11 protein-coding genes and 1 pseudogene are annotated in these 15,739 nt (G+C 62.0%); 9 read left to right on the forward strand and 3 right to left on the reverse strand.

The genetic code is table 11. The annotated features are described in order from the left end of the window. Positions 1–33: 33 nt before the first annotated feature. The 7 genes and pseudogenes from metC (at position 34) to PCE31107_RS23575 (ending at position 7,600) form a co-directional block, all read left to right on the forward strand. Complete coding sequence (gene metC, locus PCE31107_RS00595) at positions 34–1,200, forward strand: cystathionine beta-lyase (protein ID WP_150605859.1); 1,167 nt, start codon at positions 34–36, stop codon at positions 1,198–1,200. Between the two features lie 32 nt (positions 1,201–1,232). Further along, entirely contained in the window at positions 1,233–2,069 is an 837-nt protein-coding gene (locus PCE31107_RS00600) for a transporter substrate-binding domain-containing protein (protein WP_150605861.1), read from the forward strand. A 17-nt stretch (positions 2,070–2,086) separates the two neighbouring features. Continuing rightward, on the forward strand, positions 2,087–2,782 hold the full coding sequence (locus PCE31107_RS00605; protein WP_150605863.1) for an amino acid ABC transporter permease: 696 nt from the start codon (positions 2,087–2,089) through the stop codon (positions 2,780–2,782). A 5-nt stretch (positions 2,783–2,787) separates the two neighbouring features. Then, the gene (locus PCE31107_RS00610) at positions 2,788–3,477 is read left to right on the forward strand and encodes an amino acid ABC transporter permease (protein WP_150605865.1); all 690 of its coding nucleotides are present in this window, start codon (positions 2,788–2,790) and stop codon (positions 3,475–3,477) included. 41 nt (positions 3,478–3,518) lie between these two features. Then, positions 3,519–4,295: an amino acid ABC transporter ATP-binding protein gene (locus PCE31107_RS00615; RefSeq protein ID WP_150606808.1), complete on the forward strand. Its 777-nt coding sequence runs from the start codon at positions 3,519–3,521 to the stop codon at positions 4,293–4,295. Between the two features lie 47 nt (positions 4,296–4,342). Next, positions 4,343–5,392: pseudogene (locus tag PCE31107_RS23570) on the forward strand (rhodanese-like domain-containing protein); the annotation flags it as partial. Positions 5,393–5,986: 594 nt separating this feature from the next. Continuing rightward, the gene (locus PCE31107_RS23575) at positions 5,987–7,600 is read left to right on the forward strand and encodes a rhodanese-like domain-containing protein (protein WP_246181708.1); all 1,614 of its coding nucleotides are present in this window, start codon (positions 5,987–5,989) and stop codon (positions 7,598–7,600) included. A 429-nt stretch (positions 7,601–8,029) separates the two neighbouring features. Here PCE31107_RS23575 and acnB read toward each other — a convergent pair whose 3' ends face one another. The 3 genes from acnB to PCE31107_RS00635 form a co-directional block, all read right to left on the reverse strand. Continuing rightward, positions 8,030–10,615 (reverse strand): bifunctional aconitate hydratase 2/2-methylisocitrate dehydratase, encoded by a 2,586-nt coding sequence (gene acnB, locus PCE31107_RS00625; RefSeq protein ID WP_150605869.1) that lies wholly within the window; start codon positions 10,613–10,615, stop codon positions 8,030–8,032. Between the two features lie 399 nt (positions 10,616–11,014). Then, a complete protein-coding gene (locus PCE31107_RS00630; RefSeq protein ID WP_150605871.1) occupies positions 11,015–12,013 on the reverse strand; it encodes a methyltransferase in 999 nt (332 codons plus the stop codon). A 231-nt stretch (positions 12,014–12,244) separates the two neighbouring features. After that, positions 12,245–12,964, reverse strand: coding sequence for a GntR family transcriptional regulator (locus PCE31107_RS00635; RefSeq protein WP_174966513.1), 720 nt, complete (start codon positions 12,962–12,964; stop codon positions 12,245–12,247). 238 nt (positions 12,965–13,202) lie between these two features. On the opposite strand from PCE31107_RS00635, the gene PCE31107_RS00640 reads away from it, so the two are divergent. Both PCE31107_RS00640 and PCE31107_RS00645 read left to right on the forward strand, forming a co-directional pair. Next, on the forward strand, positions 13,203–14,549 hold the full coding sequence (locus PCE31107_RS00640; RefSeq protein ID WP_150605875.1) for a cation:dicarboxylate symporter family transporter: 1,347 nt from the start codon (positions 13,203–13,205) through the stop codon (positions 14,547–14,549). A 23-nt stretch (positions 14,550–14,572) separates the two neighbouring features. Further along, positions 14,573–15,739, forward strand: coding sequence for an enolase C-terminal domain-like protein (locus tag PCE31107_RS00645; RefSeq protein ID WP_150606810.1), 1,167 nt, complete (start codon positions 14,573–14,575; stop codon positions 15,737–15,739).

A 15,739-nucleotide genomic window follows, 5' to 3' on the forward strand; every position in this document is an offset into this window, starting at 1 on the left:
GATGATCATTAACGCAAACGGACAAACTATTTCATGAAACGAGCAGATACGGTATTGACCCATGCCGGCCGTAGCCCCGCCGACCACGCGGGGATGGTCAATCCGCCGGTATATCGAACGTCGACGGTGATCTTTCCAACGCTGGAAGCGTACGAAAAGCGGCGCGAATTAGGGGACCATGGCGTGCGCTATGGCCGGCATGGCACGCCGACGACGTTTGCTTTCGAGCGCGCGGTTGCCGAACTCGAAGGAGGATATCGGTCGGTGGCGCTACCCAATGGTCTCGCTGCGATCGCAGCAACGCTTTTGGCCCTGGCGGCGCCTGGGAGTCATGTATTGGTGCCTGATACGGTGTACGCGCCAGCGCGTAAATTTTGTATGCGGCGACTCGTGCCGCTCGGCATCGACGTGCAGTTCTACGACCCAAAGATCGGTGCCGGCATCGCGGCGTTGATTCGTGAGGAGACGGCGGTTGTTTATTGCGAATCGCCCGGATCGATGACGTTCGAAGTGCAGGATATTCCGGCGATCGCGAAGGCGGCGCGGGCCGCGGGCTGCGCGGTCGTAGCGGACAACACATGGGCGACTCCCTACTTCTACTCGCCGTTCGAACATGGCGTCGACGTATCGATCCACGCCGCCACCAAATACATCGGTGGTCATTCCGATCTGATGATGGGCGTGATCACAACCAATGAGCGCTACTGGCGCGTGGTGCGCGATGCCGTGAGCGATTTCGGCTACGGCGTTAGCCCCGACGACTGCTACCTCGCCCTGCGCGGACTGCGCACGATGGGCGTGCGATTGAAGCAGCAAATGGAAAGCGCACTGGCCGTAGCGCGCTGGTTGCAGGCACGTCCCGAAGTCAGTCGCGTGCTTTATCCCGCGCTACCCGAAGATCCTGGCCACGCGCTATGGCAGCGGGATTTCCGCGGGGCGGCGTCCTTGTTCGCCATCGTGCTGCGCGAGGACTGCACAAACGTACGAGCCTTCGTTGACGCGCTGCGGCTATTCGCAATTGGGTCCAGCTGGGGCGGCTTCGAAAGCCTGGTCAACGTTGTCCACGCCGAGGCGGTACGTACCGTGAACGCGTGGCGGCCGGAAGGGGCAGTGGTCCGTCTTCATGTCGGTTTGGAAGACGTGTCGGATCTGATCGGCGATCTCGAACAAGCGCTGCCTGCGCTGCGAACCGCGTGCTGACGCGGAATTTCAACGAGGAGAAGGGGACCATTATGAGTAAAGGCATCGTCTGGAAAATCGGGGCTTTGTTCGCAGTACTGACTTCGTCGGTACTGACAACGGGCGCGCACGCCGCCACGCTTGCGGAAATCAAAGCGCGTGGCGAGTTGATTTGCGGCACGCAGAATGCAACAGCGCCGTACGCGTACCAGGATCCTAAAACCCGCACTTTCGTGGGCTATGACGTCGATATGTGTCACGCGCTCGCCGCTGGACTCGGCGTTGCTCTCGAGCACAAGCCGATGTCAACCGAGGCGAGAATCGCGGAATTGGACATGGGGCGCGTCGACCTGGTCGCGGGCTCGATGACTTATCTGCCACAGCGCGCACAACAAGTCGACTTTAGCCTGCAGTACCTGCAGGACGCGATCCGTGTCCTGGTCAAGAAGAAGTCCGGCGTCACCGACATCGCGCAGCTCAAGGGGGCTCGCGTGTGCGCGACCAGCGGCTCTGGCTCGGCCGCAATCGCAGGCCAAGTGCTCAAGCAGGCAAAAATCATTACGTTTAGCGATATCGCCGCATGCTATCTCGCGCTGCAGGACGAGAAGGTGGATGGCGTGGTGGGCGGTGAATTGGGTTTGATCCGCTTTCAGAACAATACCAAGAATGGCGACGACCCGACCGTGCTGCTGCCGCAACCCGTATTCATTGAACATATGGGGATCGTCGTGAAGAAGGGCAATGCGCCGCTCTTGGCCGCGATTAACCAAGTGATCACCCAGATGGATCGCAGCGGTGCGCTCAGTGCGATCTACGACAAGTGGCTCGGGTCGCAGTCGATCTACAAGCTAACTCGCACCTTCAAGGTCGAGCCCGTTGACCAGCCCTGATTTGGCCAAATTGAACGATGCAATTTAATCTTTCGTTCCTTCTGACGAACGGTTTTGCCGACCTGCTCGCCTCTGGCGCACGCACCACTTTGTCGCTGTTCGCGTGCGCGTGGGTCGGCAGCTTCATCGTCGCGCTGGTGATCGTCGTGCTGCGGGTGGTGCCCGTCAGGCCGATCGCCGCGCTGATGAGCGCGTTTGTCATATACCACCGCAACGTGCCGACCGTCGTGCAGATCATGGTCTGGTATTTCGGGGTGCCGCAGCTGCTGCCTCGTGCCATCCAGCTCTGGATCAACCACCACGACAGCGAATTCCTGTTGGCTGCCGTTGCACTGTCTCTCAACGCCGCCGCGTACTTTTCAGAGGACATTCGCTCGGGACTGCGCTCGGTTCCGTATGGACAAATTGAAGCGGCGCGCTCGATCGGACTGAGCGGCGGCGGGGCGATGCGCTACGTGCTGTTGCCGCAGGCGCTGCGTATCGGGCTGCCGTCGTTGCTCAACCGCTCGCTGATTCTGTTCAAGGACACGAGCCTTTCGATGGTGATCGGGGTAGCGGAGATGACGTATCAAGTGCATGCGATCGAGAACCAAACGTTTCGCGCGTTCGAAGTGTTCGCGGTATCGACGGTGTTTTATCTCTTGTCCTGTTGGCTCCTGATGGGCCTGGGCGCGTGGTTGTCCTGGCGCTACGCGCCGGCGCCGAGGGGGTGAGCGCGATGTTCGACATTCTGCATCGATACCTGCTGGTCTTTCTGGTGGGAGGCTGGCCGAGAGGGCCGATCGGCGGCTTCGCGCTGACACTGATCCTTGCGGTCCTCGGTTTGGGGCTAGCGTTTCCGGTCGCACTTGCGCTCGGGCTGGCCAGAATGAGTCCGTGGCGCGTACTCCGCTGGCCCGCATTCGCCTGGGTTTACACGTTGCGTGGAATTCCGCTCCTGATGATTGTGTTCTGGGCCTACTACGTGATTCCGCTTGCCACCGGGCGGACCATTTCCGCGTTTTACACGGCGCTTGCGGCAATCGTCGCCTACGAGGCGGCGTTTCTCAGCGAGATCGTGCGGGCCGGATTACTTGCATTGCCGCGCGGACAAACCGAGGCGGCTCGCGCATCAGGCTTGTCGCACCTTCAGGCGCTACGGCACGTGCTGTTGCCGCAGGCGCTGGTGAACATGATTCCTTCGTTTGTCAATCAGTTCGTGTCGACGATCAAGGCAACCTCGATCGTGTATGTGATCGGCGTTCAGGAAGTGACGTTTTCGGCGCAACAGGTCAACAGCATGGAAACGACGAATGCGCTGCAGGTCTTTCTGGTGCTGGCCGGGTTTTATCTGCTGGCCTGTGCATCGCTCTCGGCGCTAGCGCGAATGCTGGACAAACGTATCCAGCGGCGACGCGCCGCGCAATGAGCATTCGGCAAGTGATGAGCAAAGGATTGGAGATGGACGCGATGATCGAGTTCGACAACGTACAGAAATGGTATGGCAAGTATCACGCGCTGAACGGCGTAAGCGGGAGCGTGAATAAAGGTGAAGTGGTCGTCGTCTGCGGGCCATCGGGCTCCGGCAAGTCGACATTGATCCGCACCGTGAATCGTTTGGAGGATATCGGGGGGGGCACGATTCGCGTTGACGGCAATGACATCTACGCGAAAGGACGGCGTCTGAATGCTTTGCGCGCCGGAATTGGCTTCGTATTTCAGCAGTTTAATTTGTTCCCGCATTTGTCAGCACTCCAGAACGTCATGCTCGCGCAGACCAAGGTGGCTGGAACGCCGAGACGGGACGCCGAAATGCGTGCGATGGCACTCCTGGAACGGGTTGGACTCGGCCATCGCGCGGACGCGATGCCGAGCATGTTGTCGGGAGGGCAGCAGCAGCGCGTTGCAATCGCGCGCGCGCTGGCGCTGCAACCCCCGCTGATCCTGTTCGACGAGCCGACCAGCGCGCTGGATCCGGAGATGGTGTGCGAGGTGCTGGGCGTCATGAAGGCACTCGCGGCGGACGGCATGACCATGGTGGTTGTCACACATGAGATGGGCTTCGCGGCCGATGTGGCGGACCGGATCTGGTTTATGGATGCCGGCACGCTCCTCGAAGATACGACGCCGCAACAGTTCTTTTCGGCGCCGCGCCACCCGCGTGCGCGCCAGTTTCTATCAGACGTGGTCCGGCCTCAGCCGTTGGCCGAGTCCCTTCCTGTTTTGCACCCGGCCGCGGGCGCATGAGTGCGTCTTCGTAGCGCCACCGTATCGATATTGGAGAAAGGTAGATGATGCATCTCGACGACGTCTCGATCGAGCAATTGAAGCAATGGTTGGCGGGTAGCGACGAGTTCGCGCTCATTGACGTCGGCGAGGAGGGCGAATTCGGGCTCGGCCATCTGCTGCGGGCGATTAACGTGCCATATAGCCGGCTCGAACTGCTGGTGCCGCCGCTCGTACCGCGCCGCTCCTGTCCGATCTTGCTGATTGATCATGGAAACGGTATCGCGTCGCGCGCGCGTGAACGACTGCGTGCGTTCGGCTATTCGCAGTTAGGTGTGGTGCGAGGTGGCGTGCCGGCGTGGCGTGCGGCCGGCAACGAGGTATTTCAAGGCATTTATGTGCCGAGCAAGGCCTTTGGCGAGTGGGTTGAGCATACTTTCGACACGCCGTCGATCGATGCAGGCCAGTTGGCGGAATTGTTGGATGCCAACGCCGAGGTGATCGTGCTTGACCCGCGCACGGAAGCGGAGCACGCGGCCCGCCATGTGCCGTCCGCCGTATCTTGCCCGGGCGGGGAATTGGTCTATCGATTCGACGATCTCGTGTCGTCGCCTGACACGCTGGTGGTTGTTGCGTGTGGCGGACGCACGCGTGGCATTGTTGGCGCGCAGACCCTTATCAATTCCGGCGTGCCTAATCGTGTCGTTGCGCTCGCGGATGGCAATCACGGTTGGCGCCTTGCGGGCTTCGAGCTGGAGGTCGGCATGCACCGCCGCTTCCCTTCTGTGAGCGAGGCGGGTAGCGCACGCGCAGCCGAGCGCGCGCGGGAAGTCGCTCGCCGCTTTGACATCGCACGCATTGAGCGCTCGACGTTCGACGACTGGATGTCCGAAGCACAGCAGGCGCGTCGCACGACGTACGCGTTCGACGTGCGCACGCCGCAGGAATTTGCATGTGGCCATCTTCCCGGTACGCGGTCGGCTCCGGGTGGGCAGTTGATTCAGGCGACTGACCAATGGGTCGGCACCTTGAACGCACGTGTCGTGTTGATCGATTCAGACAACGCGCGTGCAACGATGACCGCGCACTGGCTCAAGCATATGGGCTGGGACGTTTACGTGCTGACGGACGCGTTCGGCGTAGATGCGCCGTCGTCGGATGCAGCCCAGGTTAACGGTTATGCCGTTGGCGCCGACGCGGCAGATCGCGCGGCGCGGGTCGAGCGCGAATGGAGCGCCGGCGTTCGGGGTGCCCCTGAAATTTCGCCGGTCGATGCGGTGGCGCGAATTCGAGCCGGCGCACTCGCCGTTTCGTTCGATTCGAGTGCGGACTATCTTGCGGCACATCCGCCTGGCGCAGTGTGGGCGAATCGTGCGCGGCTGGACGAGATCAAGGCGCATGTTCGAAATGACCGCCCGCTCGTGCTATTTTCGAGCGATGCCGCGACCGCCCATCTGGCTGCGCTCGATCTGGCGGAAGTTGCTGGCGAAGGCGTATCGGTCGCCGTCGTGGCCGGCGGGCTGCGTGCTTGGCGTGACCAAGGGCTTCCCATCGAGGCGTCTCCCGACAGCGCATTGTCCCAGGACGCGCGTGTAGATGTGCTGTATTGGGCGAACGATCGCCGCCAAGGTAATGCTGACGCGATGCGCGCGTATCTCGATTGGGAGAAGCATCTGCTGGCGCAGGTTGCCGCAGACGGCTATTCGTTCGGGTTGGGCGGAAGATCGATCGACGCGCCCACACTGAAGCGATGGCTGCACGACGGCGACGAAATCGCGTTGTTCGATGTTCGCGAACATGGTCAGTACGGTGAAGGACATCCGCTCTTCGCGGTGTCGCTGCCGTACAGCCGGCTCGAAATCGATGTCGAACGGCTTGCGCCGCGAAAAGATGTCAGGGTCGTCATATTCGACAGCGGTAGCGAAAGCCGTGACGACGGCGCGCCCTCGGTCGCTGCGCGGGCATCGCAGAGGCTGGCCGCACTCGGATATACGAAAGTGCATGTGCTCAACGGCGGTATGCACGCGTGGCGAGACGCCGGGCTCAACGTGTTTAGTGGCGTGAACGTTCCGTCAAAGGTTTTCGGGGAACTGATCGAGCATGCATACGACACACCGCGCGTGAGCGCGGACGAACTGGTCGCTTGGCGTACCAGTGGGCGCAATGTGCTGCTGCTCGACGGACGTCCCATCGACGAGCACAGAAAAATGTCGGTGCCCGGCTCAATTTGCGTGCCCAACGGCGAATTGGCGTTGCGCGTCGATGATTTGCCGGGCAGCAAAGAGGCGATCCTCGTCGTCCACTGCGCAGGACGCACGCGCAGCATTGTGGGCGCCCAAACATTGATCAATCTGGGCTGGCCGAAGGACCGTGTTCTGGCGCTCGAAAACGGAACGCAGGGCTGGTATTTGGCCGACCACGCGCTTGAACATGGGGACGAACGGCGTTATTCGGACACTGTGTCGCCGGCCACGCTTGCTGCGGCGCAAGTTGCAAGCGCGGCGCTCGCGGAGCGCTTCGGAGTGCAGAGCATCGATGCTGACGCCGTCGTGCGATGGCAGGCGGAAGGCGAATATTCCGTGTTTTTGTTCGACGTGCGGACGGCTGATGAATACGCCGCTGGAAGTCTTCCTGGCGCGCGCCACGTGCCAGGCGGGCAACTGGTGCACGCAACCGACCGCTACGTTGGTGTGCGCCACGCGAAGGTGATCGTATTTGACGACGACGACGCGCGGGCACCCGTCATCGCTAGTTGGCTGCGGCAACTCGGCCACGACGCTTACGTGCTTTCGGCCGGCGTGCGTAGCGGGCTGACGCTGCCGCGCCCGGACCGGTGGCGAGCGCATGCGCTGCCCGGCATTGACGCGAGCGAGCTATCGGCGCGACGCTACGATGCGCAGGCCTGCGTGGTCGATGTCCGCTCGAGCATGGCGTTCAGGCGCGCGCACGTGGCGGGAGCCATCTGGTCGATTCGACCGCGCCTCGCGACGGTCGCGTTACCGTCCGATCGCGCGGATGTCGTGCTCGTTGCAGATGATGACGCCGTCGCTGCGCTAGCGGCGGCTGAATTGCTCGCACGTCGCGATGTCTCGAGTGTGTCGGTGCTGACGGGCGGTTTCGCGACCTGGGCGGCCGCCGGGCTGCCTTGCGAAAGCTCACCGGATCAACCGTCAGATCAGGCCTGCATCGACTTCTTATTCTTTGTGCACGACCGGCACGAAGGTAATCGAGAGGCAGCGCGGCGCTATCTGGAATGGGAAACCGGACTCATCGGACAGCTTGATGCCGACGAGTTGGCCGAGTTCGACATGCGCGGGGGGCGGTGATCCACCGAGTTCGCTCCTGCCCGTCCCATAGTCCGCCAACAGCTTCGTCCATGAACCGGTCGGCGGGCTAACTTCAAACTGATGACCCGCTGGGGAGAGTCGTCCTCCATGTCGAGGGTATAGAGGACGACGCCCGGGTATCAACTCCGATCCGAACGAATTGTAGGCCCTTCGCGCGGCGGAGGAGGTAGCGCGAAGCCGTAAGGCCGCTGAGGCGCGCAGCATCTTACAGACCTGACGTCGTCGCATCCATTGGCGCCGAACAAGCGTTCGGCGTGCGACTGTTTGAGCGCACCAAGCTTAACGTCATGCATGTCGTGATCCGTCGCGTGGCAAGAAAATGGCGCCGCGAACCGAAGGTTCGCAGCGCCATATTTCCGTGCGCCGCGCACTATGGCACAAGCAACGCACCGTAACACGCCATCACACTTACATCTGCACCGTGTCGGCGACTTCCTTGAAGTCTTGGATCTGATCGAAGTTCATATACTTGTAGATCTTGTCACCGTCGGTGGCGAGCACGCCCATGTCGGCCATGTACTCTTCCTTGCTCGGGATCTTGCCCAGGCGCGAGCAGATCGCCGCCAGTTCCGCCGAGCCCAGATACACGTTGGTGTTCTTGCCCAGACGGTTCGGGAAGTTGCGGGTCGACGTCGACATGACCGTTGCACCTTCGCGCACCTGTGCCTGGTTACCCATGCACAGCGAACAGCCCGGCATTTCCGTGCGCGCACCCGCCGTACCGAACACGCCGTAGTGACCTTCTTCGGTCAACTGCTTCTGGTCCATCTTCGTCGGCGGCGCCACCCACAGCTTGACCGGAATGTCGCGCTTGCCTTCGAGCAGCTTCGATGCCGCACGGAAGTGACCGATGTTGGTCATGCACGAGCCGATAAACACTTCGTCGATCTTCGCACCAGCCACGTCCGACAACGTCTTCACGTCGTCCGGATCGTTCGGGCAGGCCACGATCGGTTCGTGGATGTCGGCCAGATCGATTTCGATGACGGCAGCGTACTCGGCGTCGGCATCCGGCGACAGCAGTTGCGGATCGGCCAGCCACTGCTCCATGGCCGCGATGCGGCGTTGCAGGCTGCGCGGATCCTGGTAGCCCTGCGCAATCATCCACTTCAGCAGCGTGACGTTGCTGTTGAGGTACTCGATGATCGGTTCCTTGTTCAGGTGCACCGTGCAACCGGCGGCCGAACGTTCGGCGGAGGCATCCGAGAGTTCGAACGCTTGCTCGACCTTCAGATCGGGCAGGCCTTCGATTTCAAGCACGCGGCCGGAGAAGATGTTCTTCTTGCCCTGCTTGGCCACCGTCAGCATGCCTTGCTTGATGGCGTACAGCGGAATCGCGTTGACCAGATCGCGCAGCGTGACGCCCGGCTGCATCTTGCCCTTGAAGCGCACGAGCACCGATTCCGGCATGTCCAGCGGCATCGTGCCGGTGGCAGCGGCGAAGGCGACCAGACCCGAGCCCGCCGGGAAGCTGATGCCGATCGGGAAGCGCGTGTGCGAGTCGCCGCCCGTGCCGACGGTGTCCGGCAGCAACATGCGGTTGAGCCACGAGTGAATCACGCCGTCGCCCGGACGCAGCGCAATGCCGCCGCGCGTGCTGATGAAGTTCGGCAGGGTCTGGTGCGTCTTCACGTCCACCGGCTTCGGATAGGCGGCGGTGTGGCAGAACGACTGCATGACGAGATCGGCCGAGAAGCCGAGGCATGCCAGATCCTTGAGTTCGTCGCGGGTCATCGGACCCGTGGTGTCCTGCGAGCCGACCGAGGTCATCTTCGGTTCGCAGTACGTGCCCGGGCGGATCCCCTGGCCTTCAGGCAGGCCGCAGGCGCGTCCGACCATCTTTTGCGCCAGCGAGAAGCCGCGGCCGTTGTCGGCCGGTTGCTGCGGCAGACGGAACAGAGTCGATGCGGGCAAGCCCAGCGCTTCACGTGCCTTGGCCGTAAGGCCGCGGCCGATGATCAGCGGAATACGGCCGCCGGCGCGCACTTCGTCGAACAGCACGTCGGACTTGACCTGGAATTCGGCAATCACTTCGCCGTTCTTGAGGGCCTTGCCCTCGTACGGGCGCAGTTCGACCACATCGCCCATTTCCATCTTCGACACGTCGAGTTCGATCGGCAGTGCGCCGGCGTCTTCCATCGTGTTGTAGAAGATCGGGGCGATCTTGCTGCCCAGGCACACGCCGCCGAAACGCTTGTTCGGGATGAAGGGGATGTCTTCGCCCGTGAACCACAGCACCGAGTTGGTGGCCGACTTGCGCGAGGAGCCGGTGCCGACTACGTCGCCCACATAGGCGACGAGATGGCCCTTTTCCTTGAGCGATTCGATGAACTTGATCGGGCCGCGCTTGCCGTCTTCTTCCGGGGTGATGCCGGGGCGCGCGTTCTTGAGCATCGCCAGCGCGTGCATCGGGATATCCGGGCGGGTCGTGGCGTCCGGGGCCGGCGAGAGGTCGTCGGTGTTGGTTTCGCCCGTCACCTTGAACACGGTGATGGTCAGGCTCTGCGGCACTTCCGGACGGCTGGTGAACCATTCGGCGTCGGCCCAGCTTTGCAGCACGGCGCGGGCGTTGGCATTGCCCTTGTCGGCCAGTTCCTTGACGTCATGGAACTGATCGAACATCAGGAGGGTTTTCTTGAGGGCCTCGGCAGCGACGGTGCCGACTTCGGCGTCGGACAGCAGCTCGATGAGCGGCTGGATGTTGTAGCCGCCCAGCATGGTGCCGAGCAGTTCGGTCGCACGGGCGCGCGAGATGAGCGAGCAGGCGGTCTCACCCTTGGCGACGGCGGCGAGGAAGCCGGCCTTCACGCGAGCGGCTTCGTCCACCCCGGCCGGGACGCGGTTCGTGATGAGCTCGAGCAGCGTTTCGGCTTCACCCGCCGGCGGATTGATCAGCAGCTCGACCAGTTCAGCGGTCTGCTGTGCCGTCAGCGGCAGGGGCGGAATACCAAGCGCGGCGCGGGCGGCCACGTGAACACGATAGTTTTCGAGCATGAGAAGACCTGCTGGCAATTCGTTTCGGGGGGAGGGGGTCAGCCCTCCGAGGCTTGTTCCAAGACTGCGTCTAGCGCGATTTTAGTCCCTATATCTGGCAAGGTCAAACGTCTTATGTCTTATGTCTTATATAAGACTGTTCGCGATGCGCAAATGCACGGCTCCGTCGCGAGATCAGCTTGGCGAGTTTTCGGCATGGCCGGGGCGATACGGAAGACGTCTCTTCCGCTCGAAGGCGGGGCAACTTGGCGATGGCGTACGGTGCAACGTACCGTGAATGGAAGCGCCGACGCTCAGACGTCGGCTTCACAGTCGTGAGGGGGACACTCCCGTCCCTGACCCGAGCGCCGCTGGCGTTTGCGCAAATCCTGGCGTCAGCGTCGACAGGTAATCAGGCCATCACTCAAATACGACGAGGCTCTCAGGCGAAGGCGGGAGGGGCGCTACGCGCATCTTTGAAAAACCGGCGTCTCGGCCCATCTCCTCGAGTTCACGTGCGGTGTAGGCATCGCCTCGCGGAGTCGATCCGAGCATCATGAACGAGAATGCCGCGGCGAAGGGCGGCGAGACGCGATCGTCGTCAGGCACGAACTCCACCGCGAGCACTCGCCCTCCGGCCCTGAGGCTATTGCGTACTTTCGAGAGCAGTCCCACGCAGGTGGGCGGATCGAAGTGGTGCAGGAAATTCGAAATCAGAACAAGATCGAAGTCAGTTCCCCATTCGACGTCAAACGCGCTGCCCTCGATCGTCTGATAGCGCGCGCTTACGCCGGCCGCCGCTGCGTTCTCCTTCGCAACCGCCAATACCGCCTGCCAGTCGGTTGCCACGACTTGCGCCGCGGGAAACGCGCTAGCGATCGCAATGCCAAAGACCCCGTGCCCGGCGGCAATGTCGAGCACGCGCTTCGGTGCTTCCGGCCATGTGCCGACGTGCTGAGCCACGGCCTGCGCCGTTGGCGCCACAAAGGGCACCATCGCGCGCGCGAATTTCACCCAGACGGGGTTGTCGGGGGACATATTGCCCAGCCCTACGGAGCCGCCGTTTCGAACGAACGCAACCGGATCCTCCAGCCACAGCGCCGTCATTTCGGGGGCCGCAAGAAAATCAGTAACGCTTCCCATCCAAGCCGGCGATGAAGTAGTAAGGAACACCGCAGTCGACGGCGTCAACAGATACCGCCCCGTCTGCTTCTGCAGCAGCCCAAGCACGGTCAGGTAATCGCACAGAATGCGCACGCCGCGCACGGAGGCCTGAACGCGTTTCGCTATGGGCTCAAGTTCGCCTTTTTCATTCTCGATCGCGGTGAACAGGTCGAGCGCGACGGCGGCTTTCACCGCCGCGGTCTTTTGATATCCGAGTAAGGCATCTACGAAGGCTTGCGGAGAGATGTCGTCCATGACCAAAGTCCTTTCGCGAAATACCGCTGCAAGCGGCCTTGCCGATGAGGACGGGCGGTCATGCCCTCAGGGCGACGGGCTGACGGCTCCGGGAATCTGTTCGAGTATAGGAAATTCGCTGCCAGGTGCTAACGTTTTCGTTTCACGAGCATTGCCTCGCCATTGCATGGGCGGGCCTAGTGTGCGCCCCATTTCGAAGGCATTGAGAATGCCCGCTTCAACGCCGACCCATTACCGTCGCAACTGCAGCGCATACGTAAACCGATCAGCCGGATAAACGCTGACCGTCGCTTCGAAGACGATGCCGCGATCATCCACATAGTGGCGTGTGATCTCCAGCGCATGCCCGTCCACCTCAGCGCCGAGCGGTTTCGCGAGCCGAGCCGGGATCCCCGTCGCGCGGATCTCCTGCCGGACTTCGCGCACGGTACGCCCGAATCGTTGTTCGACGATCTCGCAGATCAGGCCTGAGCCCTTGCGAAGGTCCTTCTTTATCGCCGCGCCGATCAGTGGTTCGAGATAGACGTCCGTCCAGCAGATCGGCTTGTCCGGCGCCGCAGGATTGACGCGTAGCATTTCCGTGCGCATCCAGCGCGATCCTGTCTCCACGCCCAATTGCGCCGCCAGTGTCGGGCTCGCCGAAATCTCCGTGACCGACTGCACTTGCCGCTCCGTCACCACGGCGAATTGAATGAGATCCTCGATGCTTGACATCGACTGGTGGAATCCAACGCGGGGTTTCGTTGCTTCAACGCGGATGCCTGCGCGCTTCCGGCGCGAAATCAGCCCGAGTTCTTGCACGCGCTCCAGTGCCGAGCGCACCGTCGCGCGGCTGACCCCGTACTGAGCGGAAAGGTCGACTTCGCTCGGTAGCGAAGCGCCAACCTGGAATGTGCCATCGCCGATCGCTTGTATGAGCTGCTCGGCCAGTTCGGCATATCGGGGTTTCATCTGCATCTGTCCTAGTTGCGTTCGTTCACCGGATTCTCGGTGTGTGGCGCGCCCATGCTAGCGGTGCGCGCGCCCGCTGCCAAGTCGCGCCTGCGCCCGCATCGCGTCGATCGTCCGCGTAAACCCGAGGTTGACCGCATAGAACTCACGCGGATATAGTCCGTACATATTAAAAAAGTACGGACTTATTATACGGCTTTCCATCGTCACGAAGCCGTCGATCCCGGAGACAAAAAGTATGACTGTTCATAGCGAAAGCGCCAACCACCGCAACGCCGAGTTGAGTCTGCCGGCGACGCGCAAGAAGACGCCGTTCTACGCGCGCCTGGGCGTACAGATCGTGGTCGGCATCATTGCGGGCCTGGCGCTGGGATTCATTGCGCCGAAGTTGGCCATCGACATGAAAGTGTTGGGCGACATCTTCCTGCGTCTGATCAAGATGATCGTCGCGCCGCTCGTGTTTCTGAACGTCGCGCTTGGCATCGCCGCAGCGGGCGACCTGAAAAACGTGGGACGCATCGGTTTTCGCGCGCTCATCTATTTCGAGATCGTGTCGACGATTGCGCTGGCCATCAGCATGGTGGTGGCGAACCTGTCGGGCGTGGGGACAGGTATGCATCTGACGCAGAGCCCCGAAGCTGCCGCGCTGGCCCACGCGAAATACGGCAAGAGCGGACCGATGTCGTTCGAGCACTTCCTGCTGACGCTCTTTCCCGACAACTTCGTTGGCGCGTTCGCCAACGGCTCGCTGTTGCAGGTGCTCGTGATCTCGATCGGTTTTGGCGCCGCACTGCTGATGCTCGGCAAAGACACGCGCGAGAGCGTCGAGGGTGCTCTCACACGCATGTCGGAGTGTTTCTTCAAGTTCGTCGACGTCATCATGAAGTTCGCGCCGCTCGGCGCGTTCGGCTCCATCGCGTTCGCGATCGGCAGCAGCGGCATGAGCGCGGTGATGTCGCTCGGCTACCTACTGCTGGTGATGTACCTGACGCTCGCATTCGTGATCGTCGTCGTGTTCGGCGTCATTCTACGGCTGTACGGCTTCAACATCTTCCGCTTCCTGCGTTACTTCAAGGACGAGATCTACCTGCTGTTCGCCACGGCGTCGTCGGAGAGCGCGCTGCCGCGCCTGTTCGAAAAGCTTGAGCGGCTCGGCTGCTCGCGTCAGGCCACCGGCCTCGTGCTGCCGACCGGCTACGCGTTCAACCTCGATGGCACGTCGGTCTACATGGCCCTGTGCGTGCTGTTCCTGGCCAATGCCTATGGCGTGCCGCTCGATCTGCATCAGCAACTCGGTCTGCTTGCGCTGATGCTCGTCACCTCGAAAGGCGCAGCCACGGTCTCGGGCGGCACGTTCATCGTGTTCGCTGCGACCGTCACCGCGTCGGGCCTGTTGCCGCTCGAAGGCCTGCCCATTCTGTTCGGTATCAACCGCTTCACGTCGCAGGCCGTGTGTATCTGCAATGCCATGGGCAACGGCGTCGCCGCGCTGGTCATCGCCAAATCGACCGGCGAATTCGACGAGAGCGCAGCGCGTACGGAATATCAGCGTGTGTTCGGCGCCGCGCCCGGAAAGATCATCTGATTCGACTTAGCAAGGAAGGCATGATGCGCATCACCGCTATCAAGGAAATCACCGTCCCGCTCGAAGGAAACGTCGCCAATGCGTTCGTCAACTTCTCTGAGCACACGATCTCGCTCGTCGCGCTCGAAACCGATGTCATCCGCAACGGCAAGCCGGTCGTGGGATACGCGTTCGATTCCATCGGTCGCTTCGCCCAAGGCGGCATTCTGCGCGAGCGCATGATGCCGCGTCTCAAGGCCGCCAAGCCCGAAAGCCTGCTCGATGCCTCGGGAGCGCAGTTCGACGCGCAAGCGGTGCTCAGTACCGTGCTGCGCAATGAGAAGCCCGGCGGTCACGGCGATCGCGCGGCCGCCGCGGGGGCTCTCGAGCTGGCCGTATGGGATCTGAATGCGAAGCTGATGGACGAACCGGCGCACGTCACCATCGCGCGCCACTATGGTCGACAAGGCCATCGTAACGGCGTGAACGTCTATGCGGCGGGCGGTTATTACTATCCTGAAGACAGCACGCAACGACTCGTCGACGAATTCACGTGCTACCGCGAGATGGGCTTCGATTCGTTCAAGATGAAGATCGGCGGTGCGGATCTGAAGACGGACATCGCACGCATCGAGGCGGCGTTGACCGTCGCGAAGGAGGGACAGCGGCTTGCCGTCGATGCGAACGGCCGCTTCGATCTCGACACCGCGCTGGCCTACGCCGAAGCTATCACACCGTTTGATCTGCGCTGGTACGAGGAGATTGGCGATCCGCTCGATTTCGACCTGAATCGTCAGGTCGCGCAGGCATACGCAGGACGCATTGCGACCGGCGAGAACCTGTTCTCCCTCCAGGATGTGACGAACCTCGCGCTGTATGGCGGCATGCGTCCGGGTAAGGACTACTTTCAGATGGACCCGGGTCTTGCCTATGGGCTGACCGAATACGCACGCATGATCGAGATGCTCGAGCGTTACGGTTTCAATCGGCAGGATTTGCATCCGCACGGCGGGCATCTCATCAATCTGCACATCGCGGTTGGCCTTGAGCTGGGCGGATGCGAGGCGTATCCGGGCGTGTTTCAGCCGTTCGGCGGATATGCGGTGGGCTGCGGCATCGGTGGGGGGCTCGTTCGCCCGACCGACGCGTCGGGCTTCGGCCTCGAAGAAAAGGACGGACTGCGCCCATGGCTTGCGCGTCTCGTTGGTTAA

Origin of the sequence: Pandoraea cepalis, assembly GCF_902459625.1 — a bacterium.
Taxonomy (GTDB): domain Bacteria; phylum Pseudomonadota; class Gammaproteobacteria; order Burkholderiales; family Burkholderiaceae; genus Pandoraea; species Pandoraea cepalis.

Coding starts and splice junctions, on each gene's coding strand:
- metC (WP_150605859.1), top strand. CDS start 34: ATGAAACGAGCAGATACGGTATTGACCCATGCCGGCCGTAGCCCCGCC.
- PCE31107_RS00600 (WP_150605861.1), top strand. CDS start 1,233: ATGAGTAAAGGCATCGTCTGGAAAATCGGGGCTTTGTTCGCAGTACTG.
- PCE31107_RS00605 (WP_150605863.1), top strand. CDS start 2,087: ATGCAATTTAATCTTTCGTTCCTTCTGACGAACGGTTTTGCCGACCTG.
- PCE31107_RS00610 (WP_150605865.1), top strand. CDS start 2,788: ATGTTCGACATTCTGCATCGATACCTGCTGGTCTTTCTGGTGGGAGGC.
- PCE31107_RS00615 (WP_150606808.1), top strand. CDS start 3,519: ATGATCGAGTTCGACAACGTACAGAAATGGTATGGCAAGTATCACGCG.
- acnB (WP_150605869.1), bottom strand. CDS start 10,615: ATGCTCGAAAACTATCGTGTTCACGTGGCCGCCCGCGCCGCGCTTGGT.
- PCE31107_RS00630 (WP_150605871.1), bottom strand. CDS start 12,013: ATGGACGACATCTCTCCGCAAGCCTTCGTAGATGCCTTACTCGGATAT.
- PCE31107_RS00635 (WP_174966513.1), bottom strand. CDS start 12,964: ATGAAACCCCGATATGCCGAACTGGCCGAGCAGCTCATACAAGCGATC.
- PCE31107_RS00640 (WP_150605875.1), top strand. CDS start 13,203: ATGACTGTTCATAGCGAAAGCGCCAACCACCGCAACGCCGAGTTGAGT.
- PCE31107_RS00645 (WP_150606810.1), top strand. CDS start 14,573: ATGCGCATCACCGCTATCAAGGAAATCACCGTCCCGCTCGAAGGAAAC.